Source organism: Acuticoccus sp. (assembly GCF_965213555.1).
Taxonomy (GTDB): domain Bacteria; phylum Pseudomonadota; class Alphaproteobacteria; order Rhizobiales; family Amorphaceae; genus Acuticoccus.
In genome coordinates, this window is sequence record NZ_OZ243890.1 from 1,288,238 (window position 1) to 1,302,445 (window position 14,208).

Sequence of the window (14,208 nt, forward strand, 5' to 3'; positions counted from 1 at the left end):
CCTACTCCTCCGCGGCGGCGAGCGCACGCACGTAGAGCGGCGCGAACGGGGCGCTCTGACGCACGGCGATGCGCCCCTCGCGCGCCATCTCCAGCGCCGCCCCGAAGGTCGACGCCACCACGGTCGCCGGCCGGTCGTGGCGCGGCATCGCCGCGACGAGGGTGGACAGGGGGAGCCAGCGGGCGTTCCCGCCGACTAGGCGCTCCATGACGCGGCGCGCGTCGACGAGGGAGAACACCGGGCGCTTCTCCATGGTCATGGTGCGCACGATCTCGGCCTGACGGATCGCGCCGTACGCGGCGAGGAGGTCGTAGAGGCTCGCTCGGGTGCGCGGACGGCTCGCGATGTGGCGGACCGTGGGCATGCCTCGCGCGAACACGTCGTGCCCGAGGCGCGGCCGTGCGAACAGCGCGTCCGCAGCCTCGCACATGGCCTCGAGCCGGCGCAGGCGGAAGGCGAGATCCTCGGCAAGCTCCTCCCCCTTGGCACCGTCGTCGCCGTCCTGCGGCGCGATCAGCCGGCTTTTCAGGTAGGCGAGCCAAGCTGCCATCACCAGGTAGTCGGCGGCGAGCTCGATGCGCAGCGGTGCGGCGCGACGTACGAACGCGAGGTACTGCTCGGCCAGCGGCAGGATCGCGATGCGCGTGAGGTCGACCTGGTTGCGCCGCGCGAGGTCGAGCAAGAGGTCGAGGGGACCCTCGTAGCCTGCGACGTCGACGGTGAGGACCTCGTCCACGTCGGCCTCGCGTGGTGCGGCCTCGAACGGATCAGCCTCGCTCATGCCTCAACCGCGACGAGGGACGCGAACTCCTCGCGCAGCGGGCCGACGTCTTCGCTGGGGTCGGCGAGGTGCGCCAGCGCGGCGGCCAGGCGGCGCTCCGCCGCCCCCGACAGCGGCGGCAGCGCGTCCGCCAGGCGGCGGGCCTCGCTGAGGTCGCCGTTGCAGTGCAGCACACAGTCGCACCCCGCGGCGAGCGCCGCAGCGCCGTCCGTCGCGACGTCGCCGGACAGCGCCCCCATGGAGATGTCGTCCGTCATCAGAAGCCCGTCGAAGCCGATGTCCTCGCGCACGAGCGCCATCACGTCCGGCGACAGGGTCGCGGGACGCGTGGCGTCGAGCGCGGTGTAGACGACGTGGGCGGTCATCGCGAGCGGCAGCTTGGCGAGGGCGCGGAACGGGGCGAGGTCGCGCTCGAGCTCCGCACGCGAGGCGTCCACCACCGGGCAAACCACGTGGCTGTCGCTGCGCGCGCGGCCGTGGCCGGGCACATGCTTGACGACGGGCAGGGCGCCCCCGTCGAGGACGCCCTGGGCGACCGCGGCGGCGAGCGTAGCGACCGCGTCCGGCTCACGCGCGTAGGCGCGGTCACCGATGACGTCGTGCGCCCCGTCGGCCGGCACGTCCGCGACCGGCAGGCACGGCACGTTGATGCCGTAAGGTGCGAGGTCCGCGGCGATCAACCGGCCGGACAGCCACGCCGCCCGTCGCCCCGCCTCGGGCTCGCGTGAGCGGAGCGCGCCGATGGCGGCGGCGGGAGGATGGCGCGGTGCGAGCGGCGGGCCGATGCGCTGTACGCGTCCGCCCTCCTGGTCGACGAGGACGAGGCCGGCGCCCGAGGCCGCCCGCGCCTCCGCGACGAGGGCTGCGAGCTGGTCGGCGTCGGCGACGTTGCGACGAAACAGGATCACGCCGAGCGGGCGCACCTTTGCGAGGAAGGCGCGCTCCTCGCCCGTCAGGACCGTGCCGGCGAGCCCGACGATGAGGGGAGCGGTCATCAGTTGCGGCCGACGAAGCAGTCCGCGCCGGCGCCCTTCAGCGCCTCGCAGAGCGCCGCCGCCTCGCCGCGGGACGGCTTGCCCACACGGACGCGCCAGAACTCGCCTCGGTCCCCGACCGTGGCCCGGACGATGCTAGGCTGCGCGCCGGCGAGGACGCCCGCGTACTTCTGCGTGATGCGACGGGCGGACGCCTCGGCGTCACCGCGGCTGCGTTGCGCGGCGAGCTGGACGCCCCACGGCATGCGAGCCTCTTCCGCCGTCGCGACGTCGAGGGTGCCGTCCTCGGACGGCGTCTGCGGGCCGGCCGGCGCGCGGGCCTCGAGGGACGCATCGGGCGCGTTGGCGCTGGACGCGCTCGTCGTGCGGAGCGGTGGCGACGGGCGCGGACGGGGCACGATCACCGCGCCCGAAGCGTCCCCATCGATGGGATCGGCGGACGGCGCCGGCAGCTCGCCCACTTCGGCACCGGCACCTGCGGCTGGCACCGGGTCGTCGAGGGGATTGCTTGGGGCGTAGGCCGCGAAGGCCGCGTCACGGCCGGCGTCGACCGGCTCGGGTCCGGACGTGACGGCGCCCACGTCCCCGTCGTCCGCGCCCCCGGCGTCCGCGCCGAGCGACGTGTCCTCGTTCAGGCCGTCGGGCGCTTCGGCCCGCAACGCATCGTCGCGCACGGTGGCGTCCCTCGTCGAGGACGCCACGTCGTGATCTCCCGACGATCCGAACCCAGGGTCGGGGGCCTCGTCCGTCGCCACCTCGTCGCGGGCCACCGTGGGCACGATGGTGCCGTCGGGTCGGACGACGACGGTGCGGACCTGGCGAGGCGCGCTGCCGTCGGCAGGCAGGGCCTCCCACGGCTCGCCCTGCGCGGCGATCTGCACCGGGTCGGGGATCACAAGCTGGTCGCTCTCGCCGAGCGCCGTCCGCTCGGAGATGTCGGGCTGCGCCATGCCGCTGGGGTCGTCCGCCGGCCGCACCTTCACGTCCCTCGCGTCCGCCCGGATGAGCCGCGGCTCCTCGCCGGACGCATCCGATCCCGCGAGCGTGTTGAACGCGACGAGCCCGAGGCCAGCGACCACGAACACGGCAAGCGCGACCCCGACGATCGGCGACCGCCAGGCGGGCCGACGATGCGCTCGTCCGTCCGCGCGGCGCAGCGAGGCCGGCAGATCGTCGTCCGCCTCGGCGCCGGCGGCGTAGGCGCCGTCCTCGTCGAACCCCGCCGCACGGGCCGACAGCCGCGCAGCGTCGAGCGCGTCGCGGGCGTCGGCGAACAGCACGCTCGCGAGGGGATCGTCGAGGTCGGGCGGCGCCGCGGGGAACGGCTCGGGCTCCTCACGCCGCTGGTAGTTGAAGGTGGGGATCGGCTTCAGCCGCTTGCCGCCGATCGGCGCGACGGACGGCAGGGGCGCGACGGGCGCGGGCGGCGCCGGTGGTGGCGCGAGCGGCGCAGGCCGTGGCGGGCCGATCGGCGGGGCAAGCGGCCTCATGCCGGGAGGCACCGGGGTCGCGAGGCTGCGCGGTCGGGCCGGCCGCGATGGACCCGGGGCAACTCGCTGCGCAGGTTCGGCTGGCCCCGCTGGCGGGGCATCGGCACGCATGCTGCGTCGGGCGATGATGGCGCCGATGGCGTCGTTCAGCTCGAGGTCGAGCGCGTCGGTCGGCGCGTCGTCGCGCTCACTGGCCTGCATCTCAGCCGGGGCTGTGAGCTCGCCGTCCTCGACCGCTACTCCCGCACCCTCGACCGCGGTCCCGTCGCCCGCAGGGACCGGCTCGCATCGCGCCGCAGGCGACGCCGCTGGCCTGGAAAGCTCCTCGTCGAGCCGCCGCGCGAAGGCCGCGCGCCGGCCCGAACCCTCGTGGCTGAAGGCGGCGCCTGCGTCCTCCACCCGCACGTCCCCGTCATCGTTCACTGCTTGCTCCGGCTCGTCGCTCCGCTCGGGCGCAAACATTCCGGCGGGCCGGCGGCCGGAGCGACCCACCGGCAGCCAAGCGACAGGCTCGGAGTCGACGAACTGGTCGAGCTCGTCGACGATTTCCTTCGCGCGGCCGTGGGACGCACCCAGCGCGGTGCGCCGATCGAAGGCCGAGGATCGTGTCGGACCGTTCATCGCTCGCCCGCCACTCACGTTGCCATCCCATGCGGCGGGAGGATCCCGACGCTCTGGACCCGGACGAGCCGAGCCCTCCACGCTCCGAGTCCGCCGGAGCCGGCGGGCTGGTCCTGCTCGCCGATCACCGCATCTCGTCTGGGGCGGACACGCCGAGGGTCGAGAGCCCATCCGCGATCACCGAGCGGACGCTCTCCACCAGCGCGAGTCGCCCCCTGGTCAACTCTCGCGACGAGGTGTTAACGAACCGTAGCGACGGCTCATCCTTGCCTCGGTTCCATTGGGTATGCAAGGTTGCAGACAGGTCGTGCAAGTAGAAGGCGACCCGGTGCGGCTCGGCGGCATCGGCCGCCCCGGCGAGCGCTTGCGGCCACTGCGCAAGCTTGATGGCCAGCGTCCGCTCCCCGTCGTCGACAAGCTGCGTCGCATCGGCGGACTGGAGGTCGTCGAGGACCGAGGCGTCGAACGCCTCCACCGCCTGCCGCCGCACCGACGAGCAACGTGCGTGGGCGTACTGCACGTAGAACACCGGGTTGTCCCGGCTCTGCTCGGTCACCGCCACGAAGTCGAAGTCGAGCGGCGCGTCGGACTTGCGGTACAGCATCATGAACCGCACCGCGTCGACGCCTACCTCCTCCACCACCTCACGTAGAGTGACGAAGTCGCCGGAGCGCTTGCTCATCTTCACAGGCTCGCCGCCGCGCGTCAGCTTCACGATCTGGCACATGAGGCAGTCGAGCCGCACGTGCTCGTGGCTGAGCGCGGCCACGGCGGCGGTCATGCGCTTCACGTAGCCGCCGTGGTCGGCCCCGAGGACGTCGACCAGCCGGTCGAAGCCGCGGCCGACCTTGTCGCCGTGGTAAGCGATGTCGGAGGCGAAGTAGGTGTAGGAGCCGTCCGACTTCCTCAGCGCGCGGTCGATGTCGTCGCCGTACCGCGTGGAGCGGAACAGCGTCTGCTCACGATCCTCCCAGTCCTCCGCCTGCCCCTTGGGCCGCGGCAGCACGCCCTCGTAGATCAGCCCCTCGTCCGCGAGGCGCGCGATGGTCGCCGCGACGCGGTCGACGGGGACCTGCAGCGCCCGCTCGGAGGCGAACACGTCGTGGTGGATGTCGATGAGCGCAAGGTCGCCACGGATCGCATCCATCATCGCTGCGATGGCGCGCTCGCGCACGATGGGCAGCCAGACCTCCTCCGGCGCCTCCATCAAGGCTGCGCCGTGCTCATCCGACAGCGCCGCGCCGACGGGCACCAGGTAGTCGCCGGGGTAAAGGCCGGAGGGGATCGCGATCGCCTCACCGCGCGCCTCGCGGTAGCGCAGGTACGCCGAGCGCGCGAGCACGTCGACCTGCGCGCCCGCGTCGTTGACGTAGTACTCGCGCGTGACGCGATGCCCGCGGCGCTCGAGCAGGCGGGCCAGCGCATCCCCGACCACCGCGCCGCGGGCATGGCCGACGTGGAGCGGCCCGGTGGGGTTCGCCGACACGTACTCAACGTTGACCGACTGACGGGCGTCGGTCAGCGCTCCCGCGGAGAGGTCGCCCGCGAGGGCCGCGCCGACGACGCGCGCGACGGCCTCGGGCGTGACGCGCAGGTTGACGAAGCCCGGGCCGGCCACGGACGCGTCGGCCACCAGAGGATCGTCGGCGAGCCGCGCCGCGATCGCCTCGCCGAGCTCGCGCGGGTTGCGCCGTGCCGGCTTGGCGAGGACCATCGCCGCGTTGGTCGAAAGGTCGCCGTGGGAGGGGTCCCGCGGCGTCTCGACGGCGACGCGCGCGAGCCCCTCGTCGAGCCCCTCGGCGCGGGCGATGGCGCAGATGCGGTCCTTGAGGAGCTCGAGCAGGGGCATGGGGCTTCCGTGGCGCGACGGCCCGGTTCATAGCGTCGCCACGTCACGAGCGCGAGCCTCGGGTCAGCCGACCTTCGGATCAGCCAAGGTCAGGCGTGCCACCGATGAGGCGGCGGTGCTCGCCGAGCGCGAAGCGATCCGTCATGCCGGCGAGGTAGTCGCAGGTGCGGCGCAGGCGCCGCGCCTCGCCGTCGGCCGGGTCCCGCCACGACGGCGGCAGCAGCGCAGGGTCCGCAGCGAACGCGCCGAACAGCCCCTCCACGACGCGTGCCGCCTTGGCGCGGGCGTCGAGGACGCTCGGATGACGGTAGAGGTCCGCGTGGAGGACGCGCTTCGTCGCGGCCTCCGCCTCGGCCATCGCCGACGAGAACGCGACGAGGGGGCCTTCCTGCCGAGCGACGTCCGCCGCCGAGGCGACGCCGGCGCGCGCGATGCGGCGGACCGTCTCTGCGATGACGTCCTCGATCATGCGCGTCAGGAGCCGCCGGACCAGCTCGTGGGTCCGCCGCGCCGCCTCGAGGCCCGGCGCCTCGCGGTCCACCTCGCGCAGGAGCTCGTCGACGAGCGGCACCTCGCGCAGCGCCTCGACCGTCAGGAGGCCCGAGCGCAGGCCATCGTCGATGTCGTGCGCGTCGTAGGCGATGTCGTCGGAGATCGCGGCGATCTGCGCCTCGAGCCCCGCCTGGCCGACGAGGTCGAGGTCGTCCACCTCCGGATGGGTCGGGAAGAGGACCGCGCCAGGTCCCGGCGGGCCGTTGTGCTTCAAGAGGCCCTCAAGCATCTCGTAGGTGAGGTTCATCCCATCGAAGCGGGCGTAGCGGCGCTCCAGTCGCGTGACGATGCGATAGGCTTGGACGTTGTGGTCGAACCCGCCGTAGGGCGCCATCAGCCGGTCGAGCACGGCCTCCCCTTCGTGCCCGAACGGGGTGTGCCCGAAGTCGTGGGCGAGCGCCAGCGCCTCCGCGAGGTCCTCGTCCAGCGACAGGACCCGGGCGATGGAGGAGGCGATCTGCGCCACCTCCAGGGAGTGCGTGAGGCGGGTGCGGAAGTGGTCGCCGTCGGTGGTGATGAAGACCTGCGTCTTGTGGGTCAGCCGGCGGAACGCGGTGGAGTGGACGATGCGGTCGCGGTCGCGCTGGAACGGCGTGCGCGTGGCCGACGCAGGCTCGGCGATGCGCCGGCCGCGGCTCGCCTCGGGTCGCGTGGCGTAGGGCGCAAGGATGCGCGGCGAAGGGCGCACGCTCTGCATCGATCTCCCCTCCGTCTGGCCCCGTCCGTCCCTGTCCGCCGGCCGACAACACCCGATTCCTCGGCGGCCCGCACCCGTCGCGGCGCCTTCGTCCCCCTTGCGCCGGAACGCTGCCGTCTCGCGAGGCTTGTGGGTGGGCAAGGTGTGCGACGATCGGAGGGGCTCGGCATGAACGCGGACAAGCTGAGGGTCATGCTCGGCGTTTGGCTCGGGGTCTACCCCGCGGTCCTGGTGCTCACCTACGCGCTCGACCCGCTGGACCTTGCGACCTGGCTGTCGGTACTCATCTCCACGTCGGTGACAGTGCCGCTCATCACCTTCCTCGTCGTCCCCCTCTGCCGCGAGGCGATCGCCCACATGGACCGCCGGCCGAAGGAGGACATCGAAGGGTAGGCATCGTTGGACGGCCCCCTCCAACCCTATATGAGGGGGGCTCAATCAAGGAGGAGGCGCGCCGTGACAGACGCATCCTTTCATGTCACCCCCCGCGCGCTGAGCCGCGTCGCGACGATCCTCGCGGACGAGCCGGCCACGGCGCTGCGCGTCTCGGTGGAGGGCGGCGGCTGCTCCGGCTTCCAGTACCGCTACGACCTGGTGGCAGGACCGGACGGGGACGACCTCGTCATCGCTGGAGCGGACGCCACGGTGGTCGTCGATCCCGTGTCCCTCCCCTTCCTCGCCGGGGCCGAGCTCGACTACGTGGACGACCTCATGGGGCAGTCGTTCCAGATCAGGAACCCGAACGCCCAGGCGAGCTGCGGCTGCGGCACCTCGTTCTCGCTGTTCTGACGCGCTTTCCGTCCGGCGTATGCTGACCGTCGCCACGTGGAACATCAACGGGGTCAAGGCGCGACTGGAGTCCCTGACGCGATGGCTCGAGGAGGCTTCCCCGGACATCGCCTGCCTGCAGGAGATCAAGTCCGTCGACGAGGCGTTCCCGGTCGAGGCCGTCGAGCGGCTCGGCTACAACGTCGCAACCCACGGGCAGAAGGGGTTCAACGGCGTCGCGCTCCTCGCCAAGCGCCCGCTCGAGGACGTCACCCGGGGACTGCCGGGCGATGATGGCGACGTGCACGCGCGGTGGATCGAGGCGACGGTGTCGACCGAGCGCGGCGCGGTGCGGATCGCGAGCCTCTACCTGCCGAACGGCAACCCCGTCGCCAGCGACAAGTTCGGCTACAAGCTCGCGTGGATGGACCGCCTGCTCGCCCACGCCGAGGCGCTGCTCGCGAACGACGAGCCGGTGGTGCTGGCCGGTGACTACAACGTCATCCCCGAGCCCGAGGACGCGCGCTTCCCGGAGCGGTGGACCGACGACGCGCTGTTCCAGCCCGAGAGCCGCGCGCGGCACAGGGCGCTCGCCCACCTCGGCTACCTCGACGCCCAGCGCGCGGTGGACCGCTCGGGCGACCTCTACACGTTCTGGGACTACCAGGCGGGCGCCTGGCAGAGGAACAACGGAATCCGCATCGACCACCTGATGCTGTCGCCGGGCGCCGCCGACCGGCTGGAACGCGTCGCGGTCGACAAGCACACCCGCGGCTGGCCGAAGCCGTCGGACCACGTCCCGGTCAGCGCGGTGCTCGACATCTGAAGGTCCGAGCGGCGCTTCGCGGTCCTTGAAAACGCGAAGGGGGACCGCGCTGCGGTCCCCCCGTGAGCTCGCGCGGACGGTCACGTCCGGCGTGTGCCCGATCTCGTCAGTTGAGCGAAAGAGGCTGCTCTAACGTCACCCGATCCGATCCAGACGTCGCCGCCCGCTTGAGAATCCCACTCGACATTGGATCACCTCCTTTCGCTGCGTTGAACACAGCCGCGATGTTGTCATGATTCGCCGCCAATGCAAGCTCGCAACGAGCGGCTGCGCCCTCTTGTCGTCGCGAGGGGAGTTCGCGTGGCGATGGGCAACGCACGTTCGGCGCTGCGCCGCGCGAACGGGTGACAGGAGGGGAAACCATGACCTACGTCGACGGCTTCGTCGCTGCGGTGCCGACCGCGAACCGAGAGCGTTACATCGAGCACGCGCGCGTCGCCGCGGCGGTGTTCAGGGACAACGGCGCGCTGTCCGTCGCGGAGTGCTGGGGCGACGACGTGCCCGACGGCGAGGTCACCTCCTTCCCGATGGCGGTGCGCAAGGCGCCCGACGAGACGGTGGTGTTCGCCTGGATCACATGGCCCGACAAGGCGACGCGGGATGCTGGCATGGCGGCGATGATGGCCGACCCTCGGATGCAGCCGGACCGCAACCCGATGCCGTTCGACGGCAAGCGGATGATCTTCGGCGGCTTCGAGGTCGTCCTCGACGCCTGAAGCGCTGGGCGCCGGCAGGGCGAGGCGGTCAGTCGACCAGCCGGGCAGCAAGGTCCATGACGTCGTGGGCGAGGACGTCCCACTCCTGCGCCGGGGACAGGTCGGTGGACTGCCCCGGCCCGTGCTCGGTGGGGCGTGGCACGAACGCGGTTGCGAGCCCGCAGGCGCGCGCGGCCGCGAGGTCGTTGTTATGGGCGGCGACCATCATCACCTCGCCGGGCGGCAGCATCAGGATCTCGGCCGCGCGCGTGTAGCTCTCGGGGCGTGGCTTGTAGTAGCCGGTCGTCTCGGCGCCGAGGATCGCGTCCCAGCGCCAGCCGTTGTGGCGTGCCATGTCGGCCATCAGCCGCACGTTGCCGTTGGAGTGCGGCGCGAGCAGGAAGCGTCGCCCGAGCTGGGCGAGCCCGTCGTTGACGTCGGGCCAAGCGTCGAGCGCATGCCATGCAAGGTTCAGCGCGTCGCGCTCGGGCTCGTCGATGGGCGCATCGAAAGCGTCGACCACCGCGTCGAGGTTCTCCCGGTGGAGGACGTCGAGCGGCACGAACGGCCGCCGACCGGAGCGCACCTCCTCCATGGCGGGCTGGTAGCGCGCCCGCCACGCATCGGCGAAGGCGAGCCGCTGACCCCGATCGTCGATGTACGGAACGAGGTGCCGAGCCACCGACTGGCGCCAGTCCACCAGCGTGCCGAACACGTCGAAGATGAGCGCCTTCACCATACAGGCTCGCGCCGGGCGGGTGCCGCCCGGCGCGCCTTCCATCTCTCGCCGCTCGCTGTTGCGTTCGCCGAGCGCCTTAGGAGATCGGCGCCTGCGCGGTCTGTCCGTAGCCGCAGCCGCTCTTGCGCGTCGTGGTGCTGGCCGGCACCGGGGTCATCGCCCGCGCGGCCGCGGTGGAGGTGCTCGTCTGAGCGACCGGGACGGACGCCTCGGCGGGCGCCGGCGCTGCAGCTGACGTCGGAGCGTCCTGGGCCGCGGCGGAGGTGGCGACGCCGGCGACGAAGAGGGCAGCCAGAATGGTCCGCATATCGCTTCTCCTCAGGTTGAGACAGGAATGTGGACGGCCGACCTGCCGTGCTCAAGCGCAATGTTTGACCAATTCTGCTCGATGATCGGTCATAACCCGCCGCCTCCGACGGTCGACATGGAAACGTCGTTGCCTGGCGCGCGGTTGGCGACGATGCGCACCGCACCCCACGACGAGGCGCGACGGGTCGTCGCGGCCGATGCTTTGCACGCGCGCTTCTCAAACGTCGGCGTAGGCGCGGACCTCCTCGGTCCCGCCCGGGTGGGTGACGGCGCCCTTCTCGGCCGGGCCGACGGTCTGCGCGTACTTCCACAGCGCCCCCGAGCCGAACGCGGACGGACGGGGCGCCCAAGCGGACCGGCGCTCGTCGAGCTCGCCGTCGGTCAACTCGACCTCCATCGTGCCAGCGACCGCGTCGATGGTGATGACGTCGCCGTCGCGCAAGAGGCCGATGGGCCCGCCCACGGCCGCCTCGGGCCCGACGTGGCCGATGCAGAAGCCGCGAGTCGCGCCGGAGAACCGCCCGTCGGTGATGAGCGCCACCTTGTCGCCCATCCCCTGGCCGTAGAGCGCGGCGGTGGTGGACAGCATCTCGCGCATGCCGGGTCCGCCGCGCGGCCCCTCGTAGCGGATGACGAGCACCTCCCCCTCGCGGTACTCGCGCCGGGAGACGGCGGCGAACGCCTCCTCCTCCGAATCGAAGCACCGTGCGGGACCGGAGAAGCGCTGCTTCTCCATGCCCGCGACCTTCACGATCGCGCCCTCGGGGGCGAGGTTGCCCTTGAGGCCGACGACGCCCCCCGTCGGCGTGATCGGGGTGTTCGCCGGTCGGACCACGTCCTGCTCGCTGTTCCAGCGCACCGCCTCCATGTTCTGCGCCAGCGTGCGGCCGGTGACGGTCATGCAGTCGCCGTGCAGGAAGCCGTGCTCGAGCAACGTCTTCATGATGAGGGGAATGCCGCCCGCCTCGAACAGGTCCTTGGCGACGTAGCGGCCGCCGGGCTTGAGGTCGGCGATGTACGGCGTGCGGCGGAACACCTCCGCGACGTCGTGGAGGTCGAAGGCGATGCCCGCCTCGTGCGCCATCGCCGGCAGGTGCAGCCCCGCGTTGGTGGAGCCGCCCGTCGCCGCGACCACCGTCGCCGCGTTCTCGAAGGCCTCGCGGGTGCAGATGTCGCGCGGCCGGACCTGGTCGCGCACCAGGCGCATGACGCCCTCGCCCGCGGTGTAGCAGAACCGGTCGCGGATCTCGTAGGGCGCGGGCGCGCCGGCCGAGTAGGGCAGCGCGAGCCCGATCGCCTCGGACACCGTCGCCATGGTGTTGGCGGTGAACTGCGCTCCGCACGCGCCGGCGGACGGGCAGGCGACCTGCTCGAGCTCGTCGAGGTCGTCGTCCGACATCGCGCCGACCGAGTGCTGGCCCACCGCCTCGAAGAGGTCCTGCACCGTGACCTGGCGCCCGCGGTAGGAGCCGGGCAGGATCGAGCCGCCGTAGAGGAAGATCGACGGCACGTTGAGCCGCAGCATCGCCATCATCATGCCCGGCAACGACTTGTCGCAGCCAGCGAGGCCGACGAGCGCATCGTAGCAGTGCCCGCGCATGGTGAGCTCGACGGAGTCGGCGATGACCTCGCGCGAGGCGAGCGAGGACTTCATGCCCTCGTGGCCCATGGCGATGCCGTCGGTCACGGTGATGGTGCAGAACTCGCGCGGCGTCCCGCTGGCGGCGGCGACGCCCTTCTTCACCGCCTGCGCCTGGCGCATCAGCGCGATGTTGCACGGCGCTGCCTCGTTCCAGCAGCTCGCCACGCCGACGAGGGGCTGGTGGATCTCCTCCTTGGTCAGGCCCATGGCGTAGAGGTAGGAGCGGTGCGGCGCGCGGGTCGGACCCTCGGTGACGTGGCGGCTCGGCAGGCGGTCCTTGATGAGGGTGCGGGCGTCCATGGGCGTGTCCTCAGCGTGTCTGCTCCTTCATTCCGCCTTTCGGGGCCGAAGGCAACGCACGCTACGGGTCAGCGGACCTCGATGTCGCGCCATGCTATGATCCCTTCGAGCGGAGTGCCGGCATTGGGACGTCCGGCGAAGGCGTGTGAGGAGGCGTTCGCGTGGCGCTAGAAGAGCCTGTCACGAAGGAGGCAGCGACGTACCAGGACGTGATCGACGCGCCGGAAAGCATGGTCGCGGAGATCATCGACGGGACGCTCTACCTCCACCCGCGCCCCCTGCCTCGGCATTCGGTCGCCAGCATCGCGCTCGGTTCGGTGGTCCACCGACCGTTCCAGCGTGGGATCGACGGACCCGGCGGCTGGATCTTCATGGACGAGCCGGAGCTGCACCTCGGAGGCCACGTCGTGGTCCCCGACATCGCGGGCTGGCGGCGCGAGCGGTTGCCGAAGATCCCCGATGAGGTGGGCATCGAGACGCCGCCGGACTGGGTGTGCGAGGTGCTGTCGCCCTCCACCCGTTCACTCGACCTGACGCGCAAGCGGCGGATCTACGGGGCGCACGGCGTCGGGCACCTGTGGTTCGTGGACCCTGCGGCGCGGACGCTGGAGGCGTTCGCGAGCGGCGAGGCCGGGTGGACGCTGCTCGGCGCGTGGCGGGAGGCCGAGGAGGTGCGCTCCGCACCGTTCGATGCCGTCGGCTTCGGTCTCGACGTCCTTTGGGTCGAGTAGCGGACCCCTAGGTTCGTCCCAAAGCCTCCTACAGGATGCCATGGAGTGCCAGGCGCAGCCGCTCCGGCTGATCGAGCGCGGCGACCCGTCCGGCCTGCGCTTGGGCGGCCTCGCACAGGCCGCGGTCGGCGAGCGCCGCGTCGAGCGCCTCGCGCAGGCGGCGAGGCGTCGCGCGCAGGGCATGCAGGCTTCGGGCGGCACCGGTGCGGTCGGCGTAGCGTGAGTTGAGCGCCTGATCGATGTTGCTCGGCAGGCCGAACACGGGCGTTCCCACCTCCAGCGCCTGCCAGAGCTGCGGCGATCCGCCGTTCGAGATCACGAGGCGCGCCGCGCCGCACGCCGCCTCCCCGTCCACCGTGCGCGCGGCGACGACCCGAGGGCCTGCAAGGTCCGCGAGCTTGTCGTAATGGCGGCCCGCGGCCACGAGAACATTGGCATCGCTCGCAGCGAGCGCACGCACCACGGCGCGGGCGAGGGAGGGCGCGCCGCTGGAGCCGACCGGGACGTAGACGAACGGCCGCTCGGTGGGCGGGGCGTCGCCCTCGTCCGCGTTCCAGAGGACCGGGCCGATGCACTGCCCGGCGACATCCGCGGCGAGCGGCACGAAGCCCGGATGGTCGAGCAGGACCGTGCGGTCGCCCGCGGCGAACACCGCGAAAACGTCGCCGCCGTGGGGCACGAGGCCGTGCGCGGCGCGCTGGGCGTTCACCGGCGCGAGGACGTGGCGCATCGTCGGCGCCCCGGTGTGCGACAGCGACGCCCGGGTGAGGTCGTGGCCGAAGATCCGCGTCAGCACGTTGTCGGACACCTCGAGCCGGCGCGGCGAGTGCGGGCTCCAATAGGCGTTGAGCAGCGTGACGCAGGGGACCTGCCTCAGGTGCGCGGCGACCACCACCGACGGGCGCATGTCGCGCACCACCGCGTCCGGTCGGACGCGATCGATCGCCCTCAGATCATCGGCGAGGCACAGGTCGAGCCCGACGCGGTCGAACGGCGGCACGAGGAGCCGCAGCGCGCGGTGGAACCTGTCGAGCGCCATCCCATAAACTGGGACCGACGGGACATCCAGGGTCCGCAGGAGCGCACGCCCGGCCTCGGGCAGCGCGAAGACCACCTCGTGCCCGAGCGCCTGGAGCATCGTCGCGACGCGCATGGGCCGAACCACATGGGCGACGCTGACGGTGTCGGCGAACACCAGGACCTTCGCCACGAT

The 14,208-nt window shown here is 72.2% G+C and carries 14 protein-coding genes; 5 read left to right on the forward strand and 9 right to left on the reverse strand.

Annotated features, from left to right (window positions below):
- Nucleotide 1: 1 nt before the first annotated feature.
- The 5 genes from ACOOE8_RS06280 to ACOOE8_RS06300 form a co-directional block, all read right to left on the reverse strand.
- Entirely contained in the window at nt 2-781 is a 780-nt protein-coding gene (locus tag ACOOE8_RS06280) for a segregation and condensation protein A (RefSeq protein ID WP_420393987.1), read from the reverse strand.
- Complete coding sequence (gene nagZ, locus ACOOE8_RS06285) at nt 778-1,776, reverse strand: beta-N-acetylhexosaminidase (RefSeq protein ID WP_420393988.1); 999 nt, start codon at nt 1,774-1,776, stop codon at nt 778-780. The genes ACOOE8_RS06280 and nagZ overlap by 4 nt, the downstream gene beginning before the upstream one ends.
- Entirely contained in the window at nt 1,776-3,887 is a 2,112-nt protein-coding gene (locus ACOOE8_RS06290; protein WP_420393989.1) for an SPOR domain-containing protein, read from the reverse strand. The genes nagZ and ACOOE8_RS06290 overlap by 1 nt, the downstream gene beginning before the upstream one ends.
- Nucleotides 3,888-4,011: 124 nt before the next feature.
- The gene (argS, locus tag ACOOE8_RS06295; protein ID WP_420393990.1) at nt 4,012-5,736 is read right to left on the reverse strand and encodes an arginine--tRNA ligase; all 1,725 of its coding nucleotides are present in this window, start codon (nt 5,734-5,736) and stop codon (nt 4,012-4,014) included.
- Nucleotides 5,737-5,815: 79 nt separating this feature from the next.
- On the reverse strand, nt 5,816-6,985 hold the full coding sequence (locus ACOOE8_RS06300; RefSeq protein ID WP_420393991.1) for a deoxyguanosinetriphosphate triphosphohydrolase: 1,170 nt from the start codon (nt 6,983-6,985) through the stop codon (nt 5,816-5,818).
- A 168-nt stretch (nt 6,986-7,153) separates the two neighbouring features.
- On the opposite strand from ACOOE8_RS06300, the gene ACOOE8_RS06305 reads away from it, so the two are divergent.
- From ACOOE8_RS06305 to ACOOE8_RS06320, 4 genes are all read left to right on the forward strand, one after another.
- Complete coding sequence (locus tag ACOOE8_RS06305; RefSeq protein WP_420393992.1) at nt 7,154-7,378, forward strand: hypothetical protein; 225 nt, start codon at nt 7,154-7,156, stop codon at nt 7,376-7,378.
- Nucleotides 7,379-7,408: 30 nt separating this feature from the next.
- On the forward strand, nt 7,409-7,774 hold the full coding sequence (locus tag ACOOE8_RS06310; RefSeq protein WP_420393993.1) for a HesB/IscA family protein: 366 nt from the start codon (nt 7,409-7,411) through the stop codon (nt 7,772-7,774).
- A gap of 22 nt (nt 7,775-7,796) precedes the next feature.
- Nucleotides 7,797-8,579 (forward strand): exodeoxyribonuclease III, encoded by a 783-nt coding sequence (gene xth, locus ACOOE8_RS06315; RefSeq protein ID WP_420394641.1) that lies wholly within the window; start codon nt 7,797-7,799, stop codon nt 8,577-8,579.
- Between the two features lie 362 nt (nt 8,580-8,941).
- A complete protein-coding gene (locus ACOOE8_RS06320) occupies nt 8,942-9,295 on the forward strand; it encodes a DUF1428 domain-containing protein (protein WP_420393994.1) in 354 nt (117 codons plus the stop codon).
- A 28-nt stretch (nt 9,296-9,323) separates the two neighbouring features.
- On the opposite strand, the gene ACOOE8_RS06325 is transcribed toward ACOOE8_RS06320, so the two are convergent.
- The 3 genes from ACOOE8_RS06325 to ilvD all read right to left on the reverse strand — a co-directional run bounded on the left by ACOOE8_RS06325 (nt 9,324) and on the right by ilvD (nt 12,264).
- Nucleotides 9,324-10,013, reverse strand: coding sequence for a haloacid dehalogenase type II (locus tag ACOOE8_RS06325; protein ID WP_420393995.1), 690 nt, complete (start codon nt 10,011-10,013; stop codon nt 9,324-9,326).
- A 76-nt stretch (nt 10,014-10,089) separates the two neighbouring features.
- The gene (locus ACOOE8_RS06330) at nt 10,090-10,320 is read right to left on the reverse strand and encodes a hypothetical protein (RefSeq protein WP_420393996.1); all 231 of its coding nucleotides are present in this window, start codon (nt 10,318-10,320) and stop codon (nt 10,090-10,092) included.
- A gap of 219 nt (nt 10,321-10,539) precedes the next feature.
- Complete coding sequence (ilvD, locus tag ACOOE8_RS06335) at nt 10,540-12,264, reverse strand: dihydroxy-acid dehydratase (RefSeq protein WP_420393997.1); 1,725 nt, start codon at nt 12,262-12,264, stop codon at nt 10,540-10,542.
- Nucleotides 12,265-12,425: 161 nt separating this feature from the next.
- Between ilvD and ACOOE8_RS06340 the strand changes: the two genes are divergently transcribed.
- Complete coding sequence (locus ACOOE8_RS06340) at nt 12,426-12,995, forward strand: Uma2 family endonuclease (RefSeq protein ID WP_420393998.1); 570 nt, start codon at nt 12,426-12,428, stop codon at nt 12,993-12,995.
- Between the two features lie 28 nt (nt 12,996-13,023).
- Here ACOOE8_RS06340 and ACOOE8_RS06345 read toward each other — a convergent pair whose 3' ends face one another.
- On the reverse strand, nt 13,024-14,205 hold the full coding sequence (locus ACOOE8_RS06345; RefSeq protein ID WP_420393999.1) for a glycosyltransferase: 1,182 nt from the start codon (nt 14,203-14,205) through the stop codon (nt 13,024-13,026).
- Nucleotides 14,206-14,208 lie beyond the last annotated feature (3 nt).

Coding starts and splice junctions, on each gene's coding strand:
- ACOOE8_RS06280 (WP_420393987.1), bottom strand. CDS start 781: ATGAGCGAGGCTGATCCGTTCGAGGCCGCACCACGCGAGGCCGACGTG.
- nagZ (WP_420393988.1), bottom strand. CDS start 1,776: ATGACCGCTCCCCTCATCGTCGGGCTCGCCGGCACGGTCCTGACGGGC.
- ACOOE8_RS06290 (WP_420393989.1), bottom strand. CDS start 3,887: ATGAACGGTCCGACACGATCCTCGGCCTTCGATCGGCGCACCGCGCTG.
- argS (WP_420393990.1), bottom strand. CDS start 5,736: ATGCCCCTGCTCGAGCTCCTCAAGGACCGCATCTGCGCCATCGCCCGC.
- ACOOE8_RS06300 (WP_420393991.1), bottom strand. CDS start 6,985: ATGCAGAGCGTGCGCCCTTCGCCGCGCATCCTTGCGCCCTACGCCACG.
- ACOOE8_RS06305 (WP_420393992.1), top strand. CDS start 7,154: ATGAACGCGGACAAGCTGAGGGTCATGCTCGGCGTTTGGCTCGGGGTC.
- ACOOE8_RS06310 (WP_420393993.1), top strand. CDS start 7,409: ATGAGGGGGGCTCAATCAAGGAGGAGGCGCGCCGTGACAGACGCATCC.
- ACOOE8_RS06320 (WP_420393994.1), top strand. CDS start 8,942: ATGACCTACGTCGACGGCTTCGTCGCTGCGGTGCCGACCGCGAACCGA.
- ACOOE8_RS06325 (WP_420393995.1), bottom strand. CDS start 10,013: ATGGTGAAGGCGCTCATCTTCGACGTGTTCGGCACGCTGGTGGACTGG.
- ACOOE8_RS06330 (WP_420393996.1), bottom strand. CDS start 10,320: ATGCGGACCATTCTGGCTGCCCTCTTCGTCGCCGGCGTCGCCACCTCC.
- ilvD (WP_420393997.1), bottom strand. CDS start 12,264: ATGGACGCCCGCACCCTCATCAAGGACCGCCTGCCGAGCCGCCACGTC.